Genomic DNA, 21,652 nt, shown 5'->3' with positions numbered 1-21,652 from the left:
CCTGACTCCCGCCCCCTTTCTTTCCGGACCCTTGTGGCATCCGTGGCCCCCGTCCACCCATGACGGCCGCCCGGCCCTCCCGTACAACCTGCGGACGCACTCCATGACGCACACCACGACGAACCCGTCGTACCAGCAGCTCCCGATCATCGACCTCTCGGCCGCCGACCGCGGCCCCCGGGAGCGCGCCCTGCTGCACGAGCAGCTGCACAGCGCCGCCCATGACGTCGGTTTCTTCCAGCTCGTCGGCCACGGCGTGACCCAGGTCGAGACCGACGCGCTGCTCTCCGCGATGCGCGCCTTCTTCGCCCTTCCCGAGGCCGACCGGCTCGCCCTCGACAACATCAACTCGCCGCACTTCCGCGGCTACACCCGCACCGGCGACGAGCGCACCGCCGGCGCCCGCGACTGGCGTGACCAGCTCGACATAGGCGCCGAGCGGCCCGCGCACATACCGGGGCCGGGCGAGCCCGCGTACTGGTGGCTGCAGGGCCCGAACCAGTGGCCCGCCGCCCTGCCCGAGCTGCGCAGCGCCGCCCTCGCCTGGGTCGACCGGCTCAGCAGCGTCGCCGAGCGGCTGCTGCACGAGCTGCTCACCGCCATCGGCGCCCCCGCCGACTTCTACGACGCCCTCTTCGGCGACAGCGCCTACCCGCACCTCAAGCTCGTGCGCTACCCCGGCAGCGCGGCCGACGGCTCCAACCAGGGCGTCGGCATCCACAAGGACTACGGCTTCCTGACGCTGCTGCTCCAGGACAAGGTCGGCGGCCTCCAGGTGCTGCGCGAGGACGGCAACTACCACGACGTGCCGCCCATGGACGGCGCCTTCGTGGTCAACCTGGGCGAGCTGCTGGAGGTGGCGACCAACGGCTATCTGCTCGCCACGCGCCACCGCGTCGTCAGCCCGCCCGGCGCGACCGAGCGCTTCTCCGTGCCGTTCTTCTACAACCCGCGCCTGGACGCGCGCGTGGAGCCGCTGGTCTTCCCGCACGCCTCCACCGCCCCCGGCGTCACCGACGACCCGGCCAACCCGCTCTTCGCCGAGTACGGCTACAACGAGCTGAAGGGCAAGCTGCGCGCCCACCCGCTGGTCGCCGAGCGGCACCACGCGGGGCTGCTGAGCACGGTGTGACGGCACGCGGGAGCGCCGGCGGATCGACTGCTCGACGGGCACGCGCGCGTACCGTGCGACGGCGCGTGCCGGCGGTCAGACGGCAGGCGGTGGCCGTGTCGGTCAGGCAGTGATGGTTTCGAACCCCGGGATCTCCCGCGGTCCGCGCGGCCCCGGGCCGACATAGCGCGCGGACGGCCGGACGAGCCGTCCCGTGCGCTTCTGCTCCAGGATGTGCGCCGACCAGCCGGCCGTGCGGGCACACGTGAACATCGACGTGAACATGTGCGCCGGGACCTCGGCGAAGTCGAGCATGATCGCCGCCCAGAACTCCACGTTCGTCGCGAGGACGCGGTCCGGGCGGCGGTTGTGCAGCTCCTCCAGCGCGGCCTTCTCCAGCGCCTCCGCGATCTCGAAGCGCGGCGCGCCCAGTTCACGGGCGGTGCGGCGCAGCACCCGCGCGCGCGGGTCCTCGGCCCGGTACACCCGGTGGCCGAAGCCCATCAGCCGCTCGCCCCGGTCCAGGGCCTTCCTGACGTAGCCCTGCGCGTCGCCCGTCCGCTCGATCTCCTCGATCATCCCGAGGACGCGCGAGGGCGCTCCGCCGTGCAGCGGGCCGGACATGGCGCCGACGGCGCCGGAGAGGGCGGCGGCCACGTCCGCGCCGGTCGAGGCGATGACGCGGGCGGTGAAGGTGGAGGCGTTCATGCCGTGCTCGGCGGCGGAGGTCCAGTAGGCGTCGACGGCTGCGACGTGCTTGGGGTCGGGCTCCCCCCTCCACCGGATCATGAACCGCTCGACGATCGTCTGCGCCTTGTCGATCTCCCGCTGCGGCACCATCGGCAGCCCCTGCCCGCGCGCGGACTGGGCGACGTACGACAGCGCCATCACGGCCGCGCGCGCGAGGTCGTCGCGGGCCTGCTCCTCGTCGATGTCGAGCAGCGGTTTCAGGCCCCACACCGGGGCGAGCATGGCGAGCGCCGACTGCACGTCCACCCGGATGTCACCCGAGTGCACGGGAATCGGGAACGGCTCGGCGGCCGGCAGACCGGGGTTGAAGGCGCCGTCGACGAGCAGCCCCCACACGTTGCCGAAGGAGACGTGGCCCACCAGATCGTCGATGTCGACGCCTCGGTACCGCAGGGCGCCGCCCTCCTTGTCCGGTTCGGCGATCTCCGTCTCGAACGCGACGACTCCTTCGAGCCCGGGTACGAAGTCGGACATCAGGCGGCTCCTCAGGTTGAGTGCGGCGAATGCCGGGACGCGGGCGTCGTCGTGGTTCCACGGTCGCTCTCGGGACTCGCGGTCCACGGCGGTCACCCCGGTGATGCCCCCGTCGGCCGGTGGTCACCCGGCCGGAAGGCCATCAGCACCATATCTCCGAGTGCCACTTTGCGGGAGAGTCTGCGGCACTCAGTGCCACACATAGCCGTATGCGCATACGGCAAGATGACCGAGTGACCGACCGTGATCCCATGCTCGACCCGATCCTCGATCCCGCGTCCATGCGCAAGCACTACCGGGTCGAGGGCGTCGACGAGACCGACCTGGCCGCGAACCCCATGGACCAGTTCCGGCACTGGTTCGAGCAGGCCGCGCTGGCCGCGGCCCACGGGACGCTCTACGAACCGAACGCGATGGTCGTCTCGACGGCGGACGTCCAGGGCCGCCCCAGCTCCCGCACGGTGCTGATGAAGCAGTACGACGACCAGGGCTTCGTCTTCTACACCAACTACGACTCCCGCAAGGCCCGCGACCTGGCGGAGAACCCGTACGTCTCCCTGCTCTTCCCCTGGCACCCCCTCGCCCGCCAGGTCATCGTCACCGGCACCGCCCGCCGCACCGGCCGCGACGAGACCGCCGCGTACTTCCGCACCCGGCCGCACGGCTCCCAGCTGGGCGCCTGGGCCAGCGCACAGTCCTCGGTGATCCCCTCCCGGGCCGAACTCGAGGCGTCGTACGAGGAGTTGAGCGCCCGATATCCCGAGGACGAACAGGTCCCGGTGCCCCCGAACTGGGGCGGCTTCCGCATCGCTCCCCAGACGGTCGAGTTCTGGCAGGGCCGCGAGAACCGCCTCCACGACCGCCTGTGCTACGTGGCGGAACCGGACGGGACATGGCGGGTGGAGCGCCTGAGCCCCTGAGCTCCTGACGCCCGTCGGGCGGGCCGGGAACGCAGACGACCCGCGAGCTCGGGTCCCTCGCCTCGCGGCGGGGAGCCGGCCGGACGTACCGGCGAACTCGCGGGTCGGGTGACTGACTGGGATTGGGCCGGCTGCGTGTTTCTCGCACACGCTGGTCCGGCACCGCACTGGGTGTGGTGACGGGCCGCTAGCCCGCAGCCACCTCACGCGTCCGGTTTCCATACATCTGCCGAACCACCTCCCTTCTCGTGTGCCCCACACCTTAGGAAGCGGGCTGGGCTCGTTCAACCGGTTTTTCCGCCCGCGTTGCTGCGTCCGTGTCGATCTTCCGGCGTGCCGCGGCTCGCGGATCCCCACATGAAGATCGAGATCGAGGCGTACACGCGATGGCGGTCGTGGCGTCGGCGGGCTCTTGCAACGATTCCTTCAATCTTGTGGGAACCAAGTGTGCGTTGCGTCACGTTCGAGTTGAATGAAGGGCAGTGAGCGAGCGCACCGACGCGCTGTATCCGCGGACGCAGCCTGCAGGGGGTCCAGGTGAGTGCTTCCCGGCGTAGTGGGACCACCGACGAGCTGGGGCCGGACGAGCCCGAGGGGGACGGAGACCCGGCGTCCGCCGAGGATGTCGGCGGGGCCGATCTGCTCGCCGCCCTGCTGGACGGCATGGACGCGGCCCTGTGCGCCTTCGACGCGGACGGTGTCGTGACGCACTGGAACCGGGAGGCGGAGCGGATCCTGGGCTGGAGCGCCGCCGAGGCCGTGGGACGGCGCGGGTTCACCGGGTGGGCGGTGCGCAGCGCCGACGCCGAGGAGGTCGAGGAGCGGCTGCTGTCCGCCATGCACGCTCCCGGGCGGCAGGTGCACGAGTTCGCGCTCGTGACGAAGGACGGGGGGCGGGTCCTCGTGCGGACCCAGTCGGCCGCCGTGCGCGGGCCGGACGGGAAGTCGGCGGGCGTGTACTGCGCGTTCAGCGAGGTGCACGCGCAGATGGACCTGGAGCGGTCCATCGCGCTGAGCGAGGCGCTGTTCGAGGACGCGTCGTGGGGTGTCGTGCTGGTCGATGCCGATCTGCGGCCTGCCGTCGTGAACACGCACGCGGCCCGGGCGCTGGGCACCGGGCGTACGTCGGTGCTGGGACGGCCGCTGGGGGAGCTGCTCGCCCAGGGCGTCGAGGAGCTGGAGAGCGCGCTCACGCATGTGCTGGCCGAGGGCGCGCCGCCCGCGCCCGCCGAGATGTGGGTGAGCGTGCGCGCGCCCGAGGGCGAGCAGCGGCGCTGCTGGCGCAGTGGGTTCGTGCGGCTGGCCTCGCCGCTCGCGGAGGAGCCGGTGCCGCTCGGGGTCGGCTGGCTGTTCGAGGACGTGACCGAGGCCAAGCAGGGCGAGCAGGAGGCGGCGCAGCTGCGCTTCCGCACCAACCAGCTGCACCGGGCGGCCCGCGCGGCCGCCGAGTGCGAGGACCCGGCGGAGGCGGCCACCGTCCACCTGGACTTCGCGCTCGCCGGCTTCGCCGACCACGCGCTGATCGACCGTGTGGTGGGCGGTGCGCCGGCCGACGGCCCGGCGGCGGGTCCCGTGCGGCTGGTGCGGATGGCGGCCACGCCCTCCGGGGCGCCCGGGCCCAGTGTGCTCACCGGGCGGGCCGGGCTGCCCGTCTGCTACGAGGAGGGCCATCCGGCGCTGCAGTGCGTCGAGCGGGCCGGGACGGTGCGCGCGGACGCCGACGGCGTACCGCCGGAGCAGGCCCGCCAGTGGGCCCTGGAGCGGCAGTGGCCCGGCGACGCCGTGCACGCCCTGTGCGCCGTGCTGCGCAGCCGGGGGCGGACGCTGGGTGTCGTGACCTTCCTGCGCGGGGCCGGGCGCAGCCGGTTCGGGCGGTCCGACGTGACGTACGCGGAGGATGTGGCGGCACGGATCGGGGTGACGCTGGATCTGGCGCGGGCGGTGGGGGAGAACCGCTGAGCGTCCCCCCGTGTGTCTCTCAGCGCTGGTAGAAGATCCGGTCGCGATACCGGTCGAGGATCCGGCCGTTCCACTCGTGTCCGCCGTCGACGTTCCCGGAGCGCAGGAGCGGGGGCTCGATGCCGCGGTCGGCGAGGGCCTCGGCCGCGGTGGCCACGGCCGCCTGGAGGAGGGCGGCGGTGACGACCGTGGAGGCGGGGGCGAAGGGGGCCGGGATGGTGTCGAGGGTGAGCTCCGCGTCGCCGACCGCGATCTTCGAGTCGAGGACGATGTCGCAGTGGTCCTTCAGATACGTCCCCGAGTCGTGCCGGGACGTCGTCTCCGAGGCGTACGCCACCGATGTCACGCCGATGACCTTGACGCCCCGCGCGCGGGCGTTCATGGCCATCTCCACGGGGAGGGCGTTGCGGCCGGAGAGTGAGATGATCACGAGGGCGTCGTCGGCGCGCAGCGGTGAGGTGTCCAGGACGGCGCTCGCGAGGCCGTCGACGCGTTCGAGGGCGGAGCCGAGCGTGGCGGGCGTGACGTCGACGCCCACGGCACCCGGGACCGCGAGCAGGTTCATCAGGGCGAGGCCGCCGGCGCGGTAGACGACGTCCTGGGCGGCGAGGGAGGAATGGCCGGCACCGAAGGCGAACAGCCGGCCGCCGGCCTCGACGGTGTCGGCGAGCAGGGCGCCGGCCGACGCGACGGCCTCGGACTCCTCGTGACGGACCCGTTGCAGCAGGCCGATGGCCGCGTCGAAGAACCGGTCGGCCGACGTGCCGTCGCTCATGCGTTGCCCCTTCGCAGCGTCAGTGTCGCGGCTCACGGTGCGGTCTGGACCAGTGTGCTGTCAATACGGGGTTCGCGGCCGTCCGCCCCCGCGGGCGCCCGGCACGGGGCGGGTTTCGCCGAGGGTGTCGGCGGCGCGGCACGGTTGTCAGTGGTATGCGTCAGAATTGAGTTCAGGGCCAGCGCACGCGCCGGAGAGCGGTGAGCTTCCGGCAGAGGTAATCGAGGGGCACGTATGTCCGGATTGATCGACACCACGGAGATGTATCTCCGCACCATCCTCGAGCTCGAAGAGGAAGGCGTGGTCCCCATGCGCGCCCGTATCGCCGAGCGGCTCGATCAGAGCGGGCCGACGGTGAGCCAGACGGTGGCCCGGATGGAGCGCGACGGACTGGTGTCCGTGGCCAGCGACCGGCATCTGGAGCTCACCGACGAGGGCCGCCGACTGGCCACGCGCGTGATGCGCAAGCACCGTCTCGCGGAGTGCCTGCTCGTCGACGTGATCGGCCTGGAGTGGGAGCAGGTGCACGCGGAGGCCTGCCGCTGGGAGCACGTGATGAGCGAGGCCGTCGAGCGCCGGGTCCTCGAGCTGCTGCGCCACCCGACCGAGTCGCCGTACGGCAACCCGATCCCGGGCCTGGAGGAGCTGGGCGAGAAGGACGGCGCCGACCCGTTCCTCGACGAGGGCATGGTGTCGCTGGCCGACCTGGAGGCGGGCACCGACGGCAAGACGGTCGTCGTACGGCGCATCGGTGAGCCCATCCAGACCGACGCGCAGCTGATGCACACGCTGCGCCGGGCCGGCGTGCAGCCGGGCTCGGTGGTGAGCGTGACCGAGGCTGCCGGTGGTGTGCTGGTGGGCAGCGGCGGCGAGGCGGCGGAGCTGGCGGCCGACATCGCCTCACATGTGTTCGTCGCCAAGCGCTGAGCGCTGAGAGCGGTTTTCGGGCGCGGCATCCCTACTTTCCGCCGAACGGTGCCGAATTCAAGGCTCGGTGCTGCATGATTCAGTGCTCCATGATTCGGTTCGCCGAGATTCAGTGCGCCGAATCGCAGCGCCCGGGCCTTTCACGTGCGAGGCTGGCGCGATAGGCATATGGCGCGAGGGGGCGGTCGGGTTGCGCCGTACACAAGCGGGTCGTACACAAGCGGGTCGTACACAATGCGGTGCACCGCAAGGCGGTGCACAAGGATGTACACAAACGGAGGGCCCCGGCGCCACTTGGCGCCGGGGCCTGTCCTCCCCTGTGCTGACCCGGAGCCCCGAGCTCTCAGGGTCATTCCCCGCGGACCGGTTTCCCCGAGCGGTCCACCTCCCGCTGAAGAACTCCCCTCCTCAGTCGCGATCATTCCTGGAAAGGGGTCACTCGAATGAGGGGTGTTGCCCACAGGGACAGAATTTCCGAATAGGTGTTCGCTAATGTGCGAGTAGACGGATCCACGAGGACCGGTACGAGGCAGGCAGGACCCGGAGCAGGACCGCCGCGTTCGAGCAGCGCGCGGTCCGAGCGGAGCAAGGGGGGTGCCAAGACCCATGGCACGGCGCATCGACGTGACAGGAACAAGCGGCGTACGCCTCGCCGCCTGGGAGTTCGCCGATCCTCCCAAGGCGGACCCGGAGAACTACCCCGGGGTGTTGTTACTGCACGGCCTGATGGGCCGCGCCTCGCACTGGGCGTCCACCGCCCGCTGGCTCTCCGAACGCCATCGTGCCGTGGCGCTCGACCAGCGCGGCCACGGCCAGAGCGACAAGCCGCCGCAGGCGGCCTTCACGCGTGAGGCGTACGTCGACGACGCCGAGGCGGCGATCGAGCAGCTCGGCCTCGGCCCGACCGTCGTCATCGGCCACGCCATGGGCGCGCTGACCGCCTGGCAGCTCGCCGCGAAGCGGCCCGACCTGGTGCGCGGACTGGTCATCTGCGACATGCGGGCCTCCGCGCTCGGCGCGGCCTCGCAGCGCGAGTGGGCCGACTGGTTCAAGTCCTGGCCCGTCCCCTTCGCCACGCTCGCCGACGTACGCAAGTGGTTCGGCGAGGACGATCCCTGGGTGGAGCGGCCGACTCCGGCCCGCGGCGAGTACTACGCCGAGGTCATGCACGAGTCACCCGACGGCTGGCGGCCCGTCTTCGAGCCCGACCAGATGCTCAGGTCGCGTGAGACGTGGGTGTACGACGCGCACTGGGAGGAGCTGGCCCAGGTCCGCTGCCCGACGCTCGTCGTCCGCGGGCTCGACGGCGAACTGGGGCGTGCGGAGGCGCAGGAGATGGTGCGCGTTCTGCCACGGGGGGAGTATGCGGAGATCGCCGATGCGGGGCATCTTGTTCCCTACGACCAGCCGGAGGCTTGGCGGGCGGCGATCGAACCGTTTCTGCTCTCGCGGTGAGTTCCGGGTGGCTGTGCGAGTGCCTGGGCATGTTGAGTGGCGGGTGCGGGTTGTCTGTGGCTGGTCGCGCAGTTCCCCGCGCCCCCAGAGCGTTGCCGGGGACCGGTGCCAACAGATCCCGTCGGCCCCGGCCTGCCCCTACCCCTTGCTGACCGCCGTGAGTATCTCCGGCAGGTGTGCTGCCGCTCGCGGGGCCGCCAGGCGCAGGCCCAGCAAGGTGACCGTCGCCCCGTAAGCGGTGCCGATCGGGAGGAGCAGCCAGGTCCATGACGCGCCGCCGTCGCTCACGTTCAGCCAGATCGTGAGGGCGATGACGGGGGAGCACAGGAGGGCCGCCGCGACCATGCCGCCGAAGATCGAGATCCAGGCGAGGCCCGCCTGGCCGGGGGCCACGTTCTTGTAGCCCTCCTGCGGGATCGAGTAGGGGAAGCGGGCCGAGGTCCAGGCGCCGGTCGCCAGCATCGCGCCGAGCAGCGCGAGGGACAGGCCGAGGACCTCGGGCAGCCGGGGCCAGTCGCCGAGCAGGGCCGTCGTCACGACGGTCACGAGCGTGGCGTACGGCAGGGTGATCACCAGCAGGGCCAGCGCCCGCCCGCGCAGCTCCAGGTACGCGTCCCGGCCGGAGGAGATGGTCATGGCCACCATCCAGAACGCGGACGTGTCCTGCCCGAACTGGTTGTACATCTGGATGCCGAGCATCCCGGCGGCGAAGCACGCGAAGTAGATCGAGCCGGTGCCCTGCAGCGCGTTGAACACCGGCACGATCAGGCCGATGGCGAGCGACGTGACCCATGCGGCCTTGGTCTTCGGGTCGCGCCAGATGTAGCGCAGGGAGCGCTCCATGACCGTGCCGGTGCGGCCCGCGGGCAGCAGGCTCCGGAGACCGGTCGACGTCGACGTGCGCCCGCGCACGCCGGGGTCCGCGGCCTGGAGCGTCGACCCGTCGGGCGACGTCATCAGCCGCGTCAGGCTGCGCGCCCACACCGCGATGATCAGGATCAACGCGGCCCCGGTCAGCAGCAGTTGTACGGCCGCCGTGCCGTACGCCCCCTCGCTCACCGAGTGCACCGCGCCCACGGCGGACGCCGGCGGCAGCCAGCGCAGTACGTCGGTCACCGGCGCGAGCTGGCCGAGGCCGGCCGAACCGAGCTGCCGCGCGGCGAAGTTGACCAGCTGCGCCCCGACCGCGATGACCAGCCCGCTGAGCACGGCCAGGTCGCGACCCTTGCGGCTGGACAGCAGCCGTACGTTCGCCGCGGCGACCGCGCGCGCGAACGCCACGCAGACCAGCAGCGCCAGGGGCACCGCGGCGACGAGCGTGGCCCAGGCCGCCGCCCCGTGCGCCACCGACAGCGCACAGCCGGTCAGCAGGAGCAGGGTGAACGGCGGGCCGATGCCGACCAGGGACGCGGCCAGCAGGGCCCGGGCCAGCGGGCGCGGCCGCAGGGGCAGCATCACCAGGCGGGTGGGGTCCAGGGTCTCGTCGCCGCCCGGGAAGAACAGCGGCATGACGGCCCAGCCGAGTCCGAGGACGGCCGTGCCCAGGACGGCCACCGCGTCGGCGTGGGCGTTCCCGCGCAGGAAGATCAGGCCGAGCAGTTGCAGCGCGGCGAACAGGAGCGCCAGGACGGCCGAGACGACGAACGCGGCCCGTCGGCCCCCGGACTGGCGCAGCCCGTTGCGCAGCAGCGACCGCTTCAGCCGTACGACGGTGGCGGTGACGCCGGTGGGGGAAGGGGTGCCCGCGGCGGTGGTGAGGCCGGAGGTGGAGTCGACGCTCGTCATCGGGCCCCGCCGCCCAGCCAGTCCAGGTCCGACCCGGCGTCGCGTCCCCGCGCGCCGACCAGCTCCAGGAACGCGCCCTGCAGCGTGGGGTGTTCACCACGCACGTCGGCCAGGGGGCCGGTGGCGCGGATGCGGCCCGCGGCCAGCACGGCCACCCAGTCGCACAGCGACTCGACGAGCTCCATCACGTGGGAGGAGAAGACGACGGTGGCGCCGGAGGCCGTGTAGCGCTCCAGGACGCCCCGGATGGTCTGCGCGGACACCGGGTCGACGCCCTCGAACGGCTCGTCCAGGAACAGGACTTCGGGATTGTGCAGGAGGGCGGCGGCGAGCCCGATCTTCTTGCGCATGCCGGTCGAGTAGTCGACGACGAGTTTGTGCTGGGCCCCGGCCAGGTCGAGTATGTCCAGCAGCTGGGTGACCCGCTTGTCCACCTCGGCGCCGGGCAGCCCCCGCAACCGCCCGGAATAGCCGAGCAGTTCGCGTCCCGACAGCCGCTCGAAGAGCCGTAGCCCCTCGGGCAGGACGCCGATGCGGGCCTTGACCGCCACCGGGTCGCGCCACACGTCGTGGCCGACGACCTCGACGGTGCCCTGATCCGGTCTGAGCAGCCCGGTCACCATGGAGAGCGTGGTGGTCTTCCCGGCTCCGTTGGGCCCGACCAGGCCGATGAACTTCCCCGCGGGCAGCTCCAGATCGATCCCGGCGACCGCCACCTGCTGACCGAACCGCTTCCAGAGCCCTTGCACACGTACGGCGGCTGCGCCGACCTCTGCTCCCTGCGTCATGCGGAAACCCTAAGGGGCGCGTCTGTGGAACGGCGCGCCTGTGGAACGGACGGGTGGCGGCCGGTCAGCGGTCGCGTCCGCAGGCGTACGCCAGGGGAGAGACCAGCTCGTCGGCGTCGGGCAGCCAGCGGTTGGCGGGGGTGGGGCGGCAGGCCCACTGCACGGCGCCGTCGGAGCCGTAGCGGGTGGGGGGTGCGGCGACGTAACCGCCCTTGCCGAGCGCCACCAGGTCCAGCGAGGCTGGGGACCAGCCGAGTCGGCGGACCGACTCCGGCACCTTCACCGAGGCGCCGGGCAGCACGAAGAAGTGCATCCGCCGGTCCGGTGTGCGCGTCACCGGACCCAGCGTCAGCTCCATCCGCTCCATCCGGGCCAGCGCGAGGAACCCCGCGCTCTCGGGGACGGACAGCGCGTCGAAGGCGCGCCCGGTCGGCAGCAGGATCGAGGCCCTCGGCTGCTTCTGCCACAACCGCCGCGCGGCGCTCGCGCTGCCGGTCGCCAGGGTCGCCCAGCCCGGGCGCGCGGGGTGTGCGCCGGGCGCGGCACACGCGGGGTCGCCGCAGGAGCAGCGCTGCACCCCGCCGACGGCTTCCAGCCAGGTGCCGGGGACCACGTCCCAGTGGCGCTCCTCGGCGTAGCGAACAGCGGTCTCCAGCAGCGATTGCCCACGCTGCTGCGGAATCGATACGGACTCGGTCCCCGGGATCGTCTTCTCCACGGTCCGCTCAACTCCCTTGCCGATGCGGGGTTACGGCTCGCGCGTGCGAGGGGTGGGGCACCGATTCCGCACCCGGGGCGCATGGATGCACGGACAGGGGCGCGCGGGGGGATGCGGGGTGTCGGCCGGGTAGCCACGTGTGGGGGAGTCACGGGGTGGCATGGGTCTTTACCCCGGCAATTCGCCCATGCCTCGCATTGTCGGTATGTCCACGGGGCATCGATCTTCAAGGCCGGATCTTTTCGTCTCCACGGCGGGAGGGGAGAGGGGGCGGCCGCGGAAGGCCAACAGAACTCGGTGCGTGGGCAGGCACCGCGAGCCGCGGGAAGCAGGGGGTACGTCATGGCCGCAAGGCCTCTCGTCGCACGGCAGCCGAACGAACGGCTGCAGGCGCTCATCCAGGAGGCGGGGTGCTCGAACGCCGGGCTGGCCCGCCGGGTCAACATGTGCGGCGCCGAGCACGGTCTCGATCTGCGCTACGACAAGACGTCCGTGGCGCGCTGGCTGCGCGGGCAGCAGCCGCGCGGCCGGGCACCGGCGGTCATCGCCGAGGCGCTGGGCCGCAAGCTGGGCCGTACGGTCACGATCGACGAGATCGGGATGGCCAACGGCAAGAACCTGGCCTCGGGCGTCGGCCTGCAGTTCTCGCCGACGGTCCTCGGGGCCATCGAGCAGGTCTGCGAGCTGTGGCGCAGCGACGTGGGCCGCAGGGACTTCCTGTCCGGCTCCTCCGTGGCCGCCTCCGCGCTGGTCGAGCCCAGCCGCGACTGGCTGATCACGGCGCCCGACCCGCAGGTGGCCCGCCAGGCGGGGCCGCGCGTGGGGCAGTCCGACGTGTCGGCCGTGCGCGCGATGACCCAGGCGCTGACGGACCTCGACCACCAGTACGGCAGCGGGCATGTGCGCCCCGTCGTCGTGCACTACCTCAACAGCGTCGTCTCCGGTCTGCTCGCCGGCTCCTACCGGGAGGCGGTCGGCCGCGACCTGTTCGCCGCGGTGGCCCGGCTGACCGAGCTCGCCGGGTACATGGCCGTCGACACCGGGCAACCGGGGCTGGCCCAGCGCTACTACATCCAGTCGCTGCGCCTGGCGCAGGCGGCGGGCGACCGCGGGTACGGCGGCTATGTGCTCGCCGCGTCCATGAGCCATCTCGCCGCGCAGCTCGGAAACCCGCGGGAGATCGCGCAGTTGGCGCGCGCGGCCCAGGAGGGTGCGCGCGGACGCGTGACCCCGCGTGCGCAGGCGATGTTCCTCGCGGCCGAGGCGCGCGGGCACGCGCTCATGGGCGACGTACGGGCGGCGGAGACGGCGTCCGGGCGCGCGGTCACCGCCATGGAGGCGGCCGATCCGGCCACGGGGGACGACCCGGTGTGGATCGCGCACTTCGACGAGGCCTATCTGGCCGACGAGTTGGCGCACTGCCACCGCGACCTGGGGCAGGCCGAGGCGGCGGCCCGGTACGCGCAGGAGTCGCTGGACGGGCACCCCGAGACCCGCGCGCGCCGGCGCGCCATCGGCTATGTGCTGCTCGCCGCGGCGCAGGTCCAGCAGCGCGAGGTCGAACAGGCCTGCCACACCGGCCTGAAGGCGGTCGAACTGCTGGAGAAGCTCCGCTCCAACCGCGGCGCCGAGTACCTGGAGGACTTCCAGCAGCGGCTGGAGCCGTACCGGGACGAGCCGGTGGTGCGGGAGTTCGGGGCGCGGCTGGATCTGCGGCAGGCGGCGTGAGTCGGCACACAAAGTGCGGTGTCCCTGCGTGAACGGGCCGAAAAACACCCGTTACTGGATGAGGGGTGACATAAGCAGGCGGCGGCGAGGCGGTTTTGTCAGACCTGTCACAGCCGAGTTTGTTGCAGGCGTCACAGGGAAAAAGATCGCGCCCAGAGCTGCATGGCTTCCTGCTCGGGGGACCCGGTAGCGTGAGCCGACATTCCGTAGTAGTCCCCCATTCGTAGGAGTCCCGGTGACGCAGAGTGGACAGGGCGAGCCCGCACGCGAAGGCATCGTGCTGCCCTCCGACGGTGGCGAGCCCCTGCTGCCGGGTATGACGGGTGGTCCTCCCGCCCACCCGGCCGCCCCGGTCGGCCAGCCCCCGGCGGCGGCCCCGTCCGGCGGCCAGGCCTGGGGTCAGCCGTGGGGTCCCGACCAGCAGCAGCCGCAGTCCCAGCCCGGTGAGGGCTGGCCTCCGGCGGCCGCGCAGGGATGGGGCACTCCGGAGCAGCCCGCGGCATGGCAGCACCAGGACGCGGGCGCGCCCGCCGCGGCCCCCCTGCCGCCCGAGGGCCCCCCGCCCGCCGTGCCGTACGGCGGCCAGGCCCCGCAGCTTCCGGGCTACGGCGCCGGCGCCGATGCCGGGCAGGCGTCCTACGGCCAGGGCGCCGTCGACCCGCGCCAGCCGTACGGCGCCGATGGCACGCCGGCCGCGGCACCCCTGCCGCCCGCCGCGCCGGGCGCCCCGCTGCCCGCCGCCGCACCCGACGGCGCCACCCAGTACCTGCCGCAGGGCGCCGCCGCGCCCGACGGCGCCACCCAGTACCTGCCGCCCGTGTCCACGGCCGCGGCCGGCGACGACGGGGCGACGCAGTACATACCGCCCGTGGGGCCGGGAGCGCTGCCGCCCGAGACCTCGGCCGAGGCGACCCAGTTCCTGGGGCACGCGGCCCCACCGCAGCCCGCCGCCCACTCCGACGCCGAGGCCACGCAGTACATGCCGCCGGTGTCCGATCCGTACGGCGGGGAGCGGCAGCCGCCCGCCGAGTTCGACAACCTCTTCCGCGGCGGCGGCGAAGGCCAGGGCTCGGCGGGCGCCACGCAGCAGATGCCGCACGTCCAGCCGCAGCACGGGTACGGCGCGCAGTCGCAGCCCTCGTACGCCCCGGCGCAGCCGTCGTACAGCCCGGCGGGCGGCGGGCGCGCTGCCTCGCGGGGCGGCGGCGGCACCGGCTCGCGCGTGCCGCTCATCGCCGCCGTCGGCGTCGGCATCGTCGTCCTCGGCATCGGCGTCGGTGCCCTGCTGAGCGACGGCGGCGACGAGGGCAAGGACCACGGCAACAAGACCGTCGCCGCCTCGGGCCCCGCGGCCGACCCGTCCGCCTCGGCGGCCGCCGATCCCGCCCGCGAGCAGGCCGTCGCCCTGGACAAGCTGCTCGCCGACAGCGGCAGCAGCCGCGCCTCGGTGATCAAGTCGGTCGCCGACGTGAAGAGCTGCCAGAACCTCCAAGGGGCCGCGGCGGCCCTGCACGATGCGGCCCAGCAGCGCAGCGGCCTGGTCAACGATCTGTCCAAGCTGACCGTCGACAAGCTGCCGGACCACGCGGCGCTGACCGGTGCCCTCGCCAAGGCGTGGCAGGCGTCGGCCGCGGCCGACAACCACTACGCGGCCTGGGCCGGCCAGATCGGCGGCAAGCACGGCTGCAAGAAGGGCCAGGCCCGCAGCACCCCGCAGCGCCAGGCCGGCGACCGGGAGAGCGGCATCGCCAGCTCCCAGAAGGTCGAGGCGGCCCGGCTGTGGAACTCGATCGCGAAGCAGTACGGCCTGACCCAGCGCGGGCCGACCCAGCTGTGAGCCGGCGCGGGCGCGGCTGAGCCGGCCTCGGCCGGTTCAGCCGATGTTCGCGTTCTCCAGCGTCTTCGTCACGTCCACGGCCCCGCTGCGCCGGGCCGACACGAGACGGCCCTGCCGTACGACCTGGAGGGTCACGTCGGTGTTGACCAGGCGGGCGAATCCGACGGAGGCGAGCTTGCCCTGGTAGGGCCACTGGAGCGGCGGGGTGAGGCCGCCCGTGGTGGCCTTGAACCCGTCGTCGAGGGTCCGCCGTACGCCCAGGGAGCTCACGTCACCCGTGCCGATCTTGTCCAGGACGGCCTTCAGGACGGTGTACGCGATCCACGTGGTCTGCACTCCGGCGTCCGCGGGGTCGATGCGGTTGTCGCCGAACGCCTCCTTGTTGATCACGTTCTTCATCGGGTCCCAGCGCGCGTCGGAGGCGACCGGGTACCAGCCCGTGATGTACGCCCCCTCGTACGGCCCCTCCGCGCCGCCCGTCGCGTCGATCACCGTCTGGTCGACGCTGCCGAGCACGGTGCCGGTGCGCACCGCCGGATAGGTGTCGCGGGCGCGCCGGAAAGAGTCCATGAAGGTGTCCGTGCGGTCCCCGAGCGCGGGCACCACACAGCCCTTCCGGTACGGGTCCTTGTTCGCCCGCTGCAGCGCCACCTCGGCCTGCCTGCCGTACTCGGTGGCGTCCTCGGCCGCGAGCTGGTCGCGCGCCGCCGGGTGGCCGCCCGAGTTCAGGCCGGAGTCGAGCAGCGCGGGCAGCTGGTCGCCGGCGATGCTGTCGGGTCGTACCAGGGCGACCGGGCCGCAGCCCGTGGAGAGCGCCTTGCCGAGGCCGGCCAGGAGCGTGGGCTGGCCGCCGTTGACCGGGTAGGACATGGCGCTGGTGAACTCCTCGTTCGTCACGCCGTAGCCGCCGATGTACGGGATACCCGCGCTTTCCAGCGGGGGGAGGAAGGAGTCGCCGAACTGGCTGTAGGAGCCGACGACCGCGACCACGTCGTCGTCCACCGCGCGCTGGGCGCACTTCGCGGCGCCCACGCTGTTGTTGTGGTCGTTGCAGGTCAGGACCTTGAGTTCGCGGCCGTGGATGCCGCCCTGGGCGTTGACCCAGCGGGCGTAGGCCCGGGCCATGGCGGGCATGCCCGGCTTGTTGGTGGCGGCGGTGCCCTCCGGGGCCCACGTCATGACCTTGATCGGATCGTCCCCCGGGCCCCCCGTGACTCCTGGGACGATGCCGCATCCGACGGCGAGCGACGCACACGCCGCCAGCGCGCCCGCCGACAGCGCGACGGCCTTGACGGGCCGGGTGAGGATGGGGAGGGAGGTGCTGCGGGTGCGTCGCCTGCCGGTCATGGCCCCCCACCATTCCGCCACATCGCTAATCCGCGAGTGACTCACGGTCAACGAAGGGTGACGTCCAGGTGAATTGCGGGGGCCGGTGAGACGCGTGGGACGAGGAACGTACGATCGGTGACCGTGCAAGGTTCGGAGAACTCTTCCCGTCGCGGCCGTCGCTCATCCACCATGGGCGTCATGCCACTCAACGACATGCCGTGGTGGCGCTGGCGCAGCAATGTGCGCTCCGCGCTGCACATGCTCTCCGACCCGGTGTTCCAGCGGGACGTCTGGCTGGCAGGCGTCGACGGGTACGGCGACGTCACCGACGCCGTCTACCGACTGGTGGAGGACACCTGGCTGGACAACTGGTCCGCCGAGAAGTACGTCGGCACGATCTTCCGGGACTCGCAGGAGGCGGCGCTCGTCGACACCGCCGTGCTCCGGGTGCTGCGGATCGTGCACCAGGTGGGCCCGGACGCGCCGGTCTCGGCGTATGTCGAGCACCACGCCTGGCCCGAGGCGGTGCGCGCGGCGCGCGACGCGCACGTGCGGATGTCGGTCAGTGACGGGGATGACCCCGAGGCGCCGCCGCGGACCCTCGAGGTGCTGCGGATCATGACGCGGTCCGCGTAGCGGACGGGCGCCCCGCACGCCGGGGCCGGTGTGGGAACCTGTGCTGCATGAACGAGCAGTCCACCCGAGCCGAGGCGCCGGCCGACCAGTACGTCCTCACGCTGTCCTGCCCGGACAAGAAGGGGATCGTGCACGCCGTGTCGAGCTACCTGTTCATGACCGGTTGCAACATCGAGGACAGCCAGCAGTTCGGCGACCACGACACCGGGCTGTTCTTCATGCGTGTCCACTTCTCGGCCGAGGCGCCCGTGACGGTGGACAAGCTGCGCGCGAGCTTCGCGGCGATCGGCGACTCCTTCCAGATGGACTGGCAGATCAACCGGGCCGACCAGAAGATGCGCGTCGTCCTGATGGTCAGCAAGTACGGGCACTGCCTGAACGACCTGCTCTTCCGTGCCCGCATCGGCGCGCTCCCGGTGGAGATCGCGGCCGTGGTCTCCAACCACACCGACTTCGCCGAGCTGGTGGGCTCGTACAACGTCCCCTTCCACCACATCCCGGTGACGAGGGAGACCAAGGCGCAGGCCGAGGCGCGACTACTGGAGATCGTCCGGGAGGAGAACGTCGAGCTGGTCGTCCTGGCCCGCTACATGCAGGTCCTCTCGGACGACCTGTGCAAGCAGCTCAGCGGCAAGATCATCAATATCCACCACTCCTTCCTGCCGAGCTTCAAGGGCGCCAAGCCCTACCACCAGGCGCACGCCCGGGGCGTGAAGCTGATCGGCGCCACCGCGCACTACGTCACCGCCGACCTCGACGAGGGCCCGATCATCGAGCAGGAGGTCGAGCGCGTCGGCCACGAGGCGACTCCGGACCAGTTGGTCGCCGTCGGCCGCGACGTGGAGTGCCAGGCGCTGGCGCGCGCGGTGAAGTGGCACGCGGAACGCCGGATCCTGCTGAACGGGCGGCGGACGGTGGTGTTCGCCTAGGGCCTCTCGTTTGGATCAGGCCGGGCTCGCGGGGTCTGGCGCGCACATCTGCGGCGTTGTCGTCGGTTGCCGACTCCCCCAAGCTCTCGGCTGCGCTCGAGCAGGGGGGACCCCCATCGCGTCGACGCCCTCCTCCGCCTTGCAGCTGCACGCACCAGACCCCGCTCCCTGATCCGGCCTGATCCAAACGAAAGACCCTAAGTCGTCGGGGACGACGTGTCCGGGACGAGGTCTCTCGGACGATCCCCGCATCCGGCTCAGGCCCCTACATCCGGCTCAGCGCGGCCGCGGCGAACAGCACGTCCCTGATCGCCTCCCGGTCGCCGTCCTGCCCGGCCGCGGCCTCCTGCGGGGACACATGGCCTGCGGCCAGCCGGCAGAACTCCACGTCGTCCAGGGCGACATGGGCCACCTCGCGCGCGGCGGAGCCCATCGCTCCCGGTGAATCGAGCGGGATCAGCCACTCGCCGCCGCCCGAGCCCTCGATCTCCAGGCGCAGGCTGCGCCCGGGTCCGCCCGCGGGGACGAGATGCCGGGGCGGCAGGGGCGAGGCCAGTCCCGCCTGCCGCCGGGCCGCGAGCGCGCTCGGGAGCATGCGGGCCGCCAGGTCGATCATGCCGTGCAGATGGCGCGGCGAGGGCGGCTCGTACGGGTAGTCCACGGCTTCCGCGATGTCCTCCGCGTGCACCCAGATCTCGAAGGCGCGATCCAGCATCGCGTCGTGCAACGGCAGCTCGAAGTCGCCGTAGGAGACCGCGAGTCTGCCCGCGCCGCTGCCCGTGAAGGACGCCGTGCGGACGAGGTGGTGGCTCTGCTCCCGCCACGGCCGCCGCACGGTGCGGGTCGGTGGGAAGTGCGAGGCCCGCCAGTAGGCCTCGGTGCGCGCGGCCGGACCCACCACGCTCTCGCCGCCCGTCAGGCCCAGCGGATCGTCCAGCCCCAGCGCCACGGCGACCAGCCCGTCGACCGACAGCAGGTGCGCGATCACTCCGGCGACGGTCGTACGGCGGTTTCTCGCCGCGCCGTCCTCGAACCACCGCAGCCGCACCGGCGCGTGCCACTCGGAGTCCCCGATGTCCTGCAGCAGCGCGTCGAGGCGCGCGCTCTCGGCGTCGTACGGCGCCGCCCACTCGGGCACCGGGATGCGCGGCGGGCGCCGGTCGAGGCAGTTCTCCAGGACGCGGGTGCGCAGCCCCGGGTCGAGGTCGAGGTTCTCGGGCCGCTGCAGCAGGCCGACGGCCCCGCGCAGTCGCAGCGCCTCGTCCGCGCAGGCGCCGCAGCGGCCGAGGTGCTCCTCGACGGCGGCCGTCTCGGCGGCCGAGCAGGCGGCGAGCGCCCAGGCGCCGAGCAGCGACCGCAGGACGTCGTGCGACAGCACGAGCGGTGCGAGGGCGACGCCGTCCGCCTCCGGTTCCAGTTCCGGCAGCGGCAGTCCGCTGTCCTCGACGGCGGCGCGGGGCGGCGGTATGCGCGGCGGCGGGCCCGGGGCCCGCCCGTCGCCGCCGGTGCCGTCCGGCCCTTTCGGCCCGCCCGGTCCTGCGCCGCCGCCCTCGTTCCCGTGGCCGCCGTCCTCGTACGGCGGCCCGTCGTACCCCTCGTGATCGTCGTGCGCCTCGAACCGCTCCGCTCCGCTCACACCGCACCCCCGGTGTCCGGGGGCGTGCCGACGTCGTGGGCGGTGGACAGCAGCTGCAGTCCCAGGCGGAGCCGGCGGCGGGCCTCGTCCTCGGTGACGCCGAGGTCGGTCGCGGTCTGGCGGTAGTCGCGGCGCTGGAAGTAGGCCAGCTCCAGGGCGGCGCGCAGCGGGGCGGGCATGGAGTGGACGATCCAGTCGGCGCGGGCGGCGATCGAGGCGTGGCGCACCTTGCGCTCCAGTTCCTCCACGGGCGCTTGACCGGGCGTCCCCGCCGAGGACCCGCCGTGGGCGAGGGCGGCGGTCTCGGTGTCGCGCAGGCGCTGCACGGCGAGCCGGTTCGTCAGCATGGCGACCCAGGTGCGCAGGGGGCCCTGCCGGGGGTCGTAGGCGTCCGGGTGCTCCCATACGTGCGCGAAGACCTCGCGGGTGACGCCGTCGGCGGCGTGTTCGTCCCCGAGCACGCGCTGGGCGAGGTTGTGCACGAGCGAAGCGAACCGGTCGTAGAACTCGCCGAGGGCGGCCGCCTCACCGCGTGCGAGCCGCTGCTGCATCTTGCGGTCCCACGGGGGCGGTGCCTCCTGCTTCGCCATGCGGCCCCCTCCCCCACCTCGTCCTCAGCCCCGTGTCGGGTCTGTCCGGCGTGTCCACCGTCACCTCGAATGTAGTGGGCACCTACGACGGTGCAGCCCCTTTGCGGCAATGTGCGCGCGGGGGCAGGCCCCAGGTGATAGTGGAGCGGGATCGATCGAGCGTGACTGGGCATGACCGAAACAAGTCTCTTGTCGACCGTATTCTGTTTGTCCCCCGGGGTTTCAGGGAACGGCCGCTGGGCAGCCGCGCGGAAAGAAACGTATGAGCTGGTTCCGTTTCCGGGCGGTTCCGGGAGATCCGGCGAGCGGAGGGCATGGCCGTGGCATTCGAGGTGACCAGTGGAGAACAGGGGGCGTGGGCCGTGCTCTGCGTGTCGGGCGAACTGGACCTGATGACCTCGCCGGTGCTGCGCCAGCGGGTGCACGACGCGGTGGCCGAGGGCCACCACAGCCTCGTCCTCGATCTCGCCGACGTCTTCTTCTGCGACTCCAGCGGTGTCGGCGTGCTCATCGCCGCCCGCCGGCTGCTTCGTTCCTGCCAGGGCAGACTGCGACTCATATTGCCCGCCCGGGGAGCGGTCGACGGTTCGCACGTGAACCGGGTCCTCGGAGCCCTCGGCGTACGGCGGCTGTTCGACGTCTACGCCGACCTCGACACCGCGCTCGCCGACGAACAGGACCCGCTCTCCGCGTGACGCACGCCACGGGGCGGCGCGGTGGCGCTCCCCGGTCCAACGTGCTGATAGGCCGCGGCGATTGACCCTCTGCCGACGCTTCTCGACGCCCGGCCGTCCGATGTCACGGATCGTGGCGCTCCGAAGTCACAGAGCGTTGATACCGGGTTGTGTCCCATGCGTGACTCGTCACAGCCCGGAGTCGGCCGCCCCCTCCGGTACCTTGTGTGGGATGCGAGTGGTTCCGAACACGCACCATGCCGGTGCTGCCCTTGAGGCGGCCCCGCGTCCGACGGTGCGCCCCAGTCCTCGCAGGGCGGTTGGGGTTTGTGCACCCACTCCTTCGGCTCCCCGACGCGAGCGTCGCACAGTATGCCGTACGCGTACTCCTTCGCGCTGGAATATGCCCGAAGCGCTTGTTGGGGTGACTGTACGTCAACCATGCTGTCTCGTAAGGGAGTCACGTTCGGTGACCCTTGCTCTGGCCTTGGTTCTGGCCGTTGTTCTGGCCATGCAGAAAATGGCTACGATCGTGGCCCTCGCCGTGGGGCTCGTCGCGACTCCGGTCGCTGCGTGCGCACGGCGCGGGTTCATGTGTCCGCCGGTTCGGATGGTGTGAACGGTGCAGGTG

The 21,652-nt window shown here is 72.4% G+C and carries 18 protein-coding genes; 10 read left to right on the top strand and 8 right to left on the bottom strand.

Translation table 11 applies throughout. The features are described from left to right. Positions 1–103: 103 nt before the first annotated feature. Positions 104–1,132, top strand: a complete 1,029-nt coding sequence (locus ABZ910_RS17290) for a 2-oxoglutarate and iron-dependent oxygenase domain-containing protein (protein WP_361365110.1) — start codon at positions 104–106, stop codon at positions 1,130–1,132. Positions 1,133–1,234: 102 nt separating this feature from the next. On the opposite strand, the gene ABZ910_RS17285 is transcribed toward ABZ910_RS17290, so the two are convergent. Continuing rightward, positions 1,235–2,335, bottom strand: coding sequence for a citrate synthase 2 (locus ABZ910_RS17285; protein ID WP_361365108.1), 1,101 nt, complete (start codon positions 2,333–2,335; stop codon positions 1,235–1,237). Between the two features lie 233 nt (positions 2,336–2,568). Here ABZ910_RS17285 and pdxH point away from each other — a divergent pair, with 233 nt between their 5' ends. Further along, positions 2,569–3,255, top strand: coding sequence for a pyridoxamine 5'-phosphate oxidase (pdxH, locus tag ABZ910_RS17280; RefSeq protein WP_361365105.1), 687 nt, complete (start codon positions 2,569–2,571; stop codon positions 3,253–3,255). A 537-nt stretch (positions 3,256–3,792) separates the two neighbouring features. Then, positions 3,793–5,214 carry a PAS domain-containing protein gene (locus ABZ910_RS17275; RefSeq protein ID WP_361365102.1) on the top strand — a complete coding sequence of 474 codons (1,422 nt, stop codon included), beginning with the start codon at positions 3,793–3,795 and terminating at the stop codon, positions 5,212–5,214. Between the two features lie 19 nt (positions 5,215–5,233). On the opposite strand, the gene ABZ910_RS17270 is transcribed toward ABZ910_RS17275, so the two are convergent. Continuing rightward, positions 5,234–5,989, bottom strand: a complete 756-nt coding sequence (locus ABZ910_RS17270; RefSeq protein WP_361365100.1) for an SIS domain-containing protein — start codon at positions 5,987–5,989, stop codon at positions 5,234–5,236. A gap of 234 nt (positions 5,990–6,223) precedes the next feature. Between ABZ910_RS17270 and ABZ910_RS17265 the strand changes: the two genes are divergently transcribed. Together ABZ910_RS17265 and ABZ910_RS17260 are read left to right on the top strand one after the other, a co-directional pair. Continuing rightward, entirely contained in the window at positions 6,224–6,916 is a 693-nt protein-coding gene (locus ABZ910_RS17265; RefSeq protein ID WP_361365097.1) for a metal-dependent transcriptional regulator, read from the top strand. 606 nt (positions 6,917–7,522) lie between these two features. Beyond that, on the top strand, positions 7,523–8,371 hold the full coding sequence (locus ABZ910_RS17260) for an alpha/beta hydrolase (protein ID WP_361365094.1): 849 nt from the start codon (positions 7,523–7,525) through the stop codon (positions 8,369–8,371). 138 nt (positions 8,372–8,509) lie between these two features. Here the strand turns inward: ABZ910_RS17260 and ABZ910_RS17255 are convergent, their stop codons facing one another. From ABZ910_RS17255 to ABZ910_RS17245, 3 genes are all read right to left on the bottom strand, one after another. Beyond that, positions 8,510–10,156 (bottom strand): transporter, encoded by a 1,647-nt coding sequence (locus ABZ910_RS17255; RefSeq protein ID WP_361365092.1) that lies wholly within the window; start codon positions 10,154–10,156, stop codon positions 8,510–8,512. Continuing rightward, positions 10,153–10,944 carry an ABC transporter ATP-binding protein gene (locus ABZ910_RS17250; protein WP_361365089.1) on the bottom strand — a complete coding sequence of 264 codons (792 nt, stop codon included), beginning with the start codon at positions 10,942–10,944 and terminating at the stop codon, positions 10,153–10,155. Before ABZ910_RS17250 ends, ABZ910_RS17255 begins: the two co-directional genes overlap by 4 nt. A gap of 64 nt (positions 10,945–11,008) precedes the next feature. Then, a complete protein-coding gene (locus ABZ910_RS17245) occupies positions 11,009–11,662 on the bottom strand; it encodes a bifunctional DNA primase/polymerase (RefSeq protein ID WP_361365086.1) in 654 nt (217 codons plus the stop codon). Positions 11,663–12,004: 342 nt separating this feature from the next. On the opposite strand from ABZ910_RS17245, the gene ABZ910_RS17240 reads away from it, so the two are divergent. Together ABZ910_RS17240 and ABZ910_RS17235 are read left to right on the top strand one after the other, a co-directional pair. Then, on the top strand, positions 12,005–13,390 hold the full coding sequence (locus tag ABZ910_RS17240; RefSeq protein WP_361365083.1) for a transcriptional regulator: 1,386 nt from the start codon (positions 12,005–12,007) through the stop codon (positions 13,388–13,390). 235 nt (positions 13,391–13,625) lie between these two features. Beyond that, positions 13,626–15,227 (top strand): hypothetical protein, encoded by a 1,602-nt coding sequence (locus ABZ910_RS17235; RefSeq protein ID WP_361365080.1) that lies wholly within the window; start codon positions 13,626–13,628, stop codon positions 15,225–15,227. 36 nt (positions 15,228–15,263) lie between these two features. On the opposite strand, the gene ABZ910_RS17230 is transcribed toward ABZ910_RS17235, so the two are convergent. Then, positions 15,264–16,574 (bottom strand): ABC transporter substrate-binding protein, encoded by a 1,311-nt coding sequence (locus tag ABZ910_RS17230; protein ID WP_361365077.1) that lies wholly within the window; start codon positions 16,572–16,574, stop codon positions 15,264–15,266. A 117-nt stretch (positions 16,575–16,691) separates the two neighbouring features. Here ABZ910_RS17230 and ABZ910_RS17225 point away from each other — a divergent pair, with 117 nt between their 5' ends. Beyond that, positions 16,692–17,192: a hypothetical protein gene (locus tag ABZ910_RS17225; protein WP_361365074.1), complete on the top strand. Its 501-nt coding sequence runs from the start codon at positions 16,692–16,694 to the stop codon at positions 17,190–17,192. Between the two features lie 47 nt (positions 17,193–17,239). Further along, positions 17,240–18,121: a formyltetrahydrofolate deformylase gene (purU, locus tag ABZ910_RS17220; protein ID WP_361365072.1), complete on the top strand. Its 882-nt coding sequence runs from the start codon at positions 17,240–17,242 to the stop codon at positions 18,119–18,121. A gap of 265 nt (positions 18,122–18,386) precedes the next feature. Here the strand turns inward: purU and ABZ910_RS17215 are convergent, their stop codons facing one another. Together ABZ910_RS17215 and ABZ910_RS17210 are read right to left on the bottom strand one after the other, a co-directional pair. Further along, positions 18,387–19,757, bottom strand: a complete 1,371-nt coding sequence (locus tag ABZ910_RS17215; RefSeq protein WP_361365069.1) for a zf-HC2 domain-containing protein — start codon at positions 19,755–19,757, stop codon at positions 18,387–18,389. Beyond that, positions 19,754–20,347: a sigma-70 family RNA polymerase sigma factor gene (locus tag ABZ910_RS17210; RefSeq protein ID WP_361365066.1), complete on the bottom strand. Its 594-nt coding sequence runs from the start codon at positions 20,345–20,347 to the stop codon at positions 19,754–19,756. Before ABZ910_RS17210 ends, ABZ910_RS17215 begins: the two co-directional genes overlap by 4 nt. A 314-nt stretch (positions 20,348–20,661) precedes the next feature. On the opposite strand from ABZ910_RS17210, the gene ABZ910_RS17205 reads away from it, so the two are divergent. Continuing rightward, positions 20,662–21,042: an STAS domain-containing protein gene (locus ABZ910_RS17205; protein ID WP_361365064.1), complete on the top strand. Its 381-nt coding sequence runs from the start codon at positions 20,662–20,664 to the stop codon at positions 21,040–21,042. Positions 21,043–21,652: the final 610 nt, after the last annotated feature.

It is taken from the genome of Streptomyces sp. NPDC046805 (genome assembly GCF_040645355.1).
Taxonomy (GTDB): Bacteria; Actinomycetota; Actinomycetes; order Streptomycetales; family Streptomycetaceae; genus Streptomyces.
Note: the sequence above shows the minus strand (reverse complement) of the source record. Positions and strands in the feature narration are given on the sequence as shown.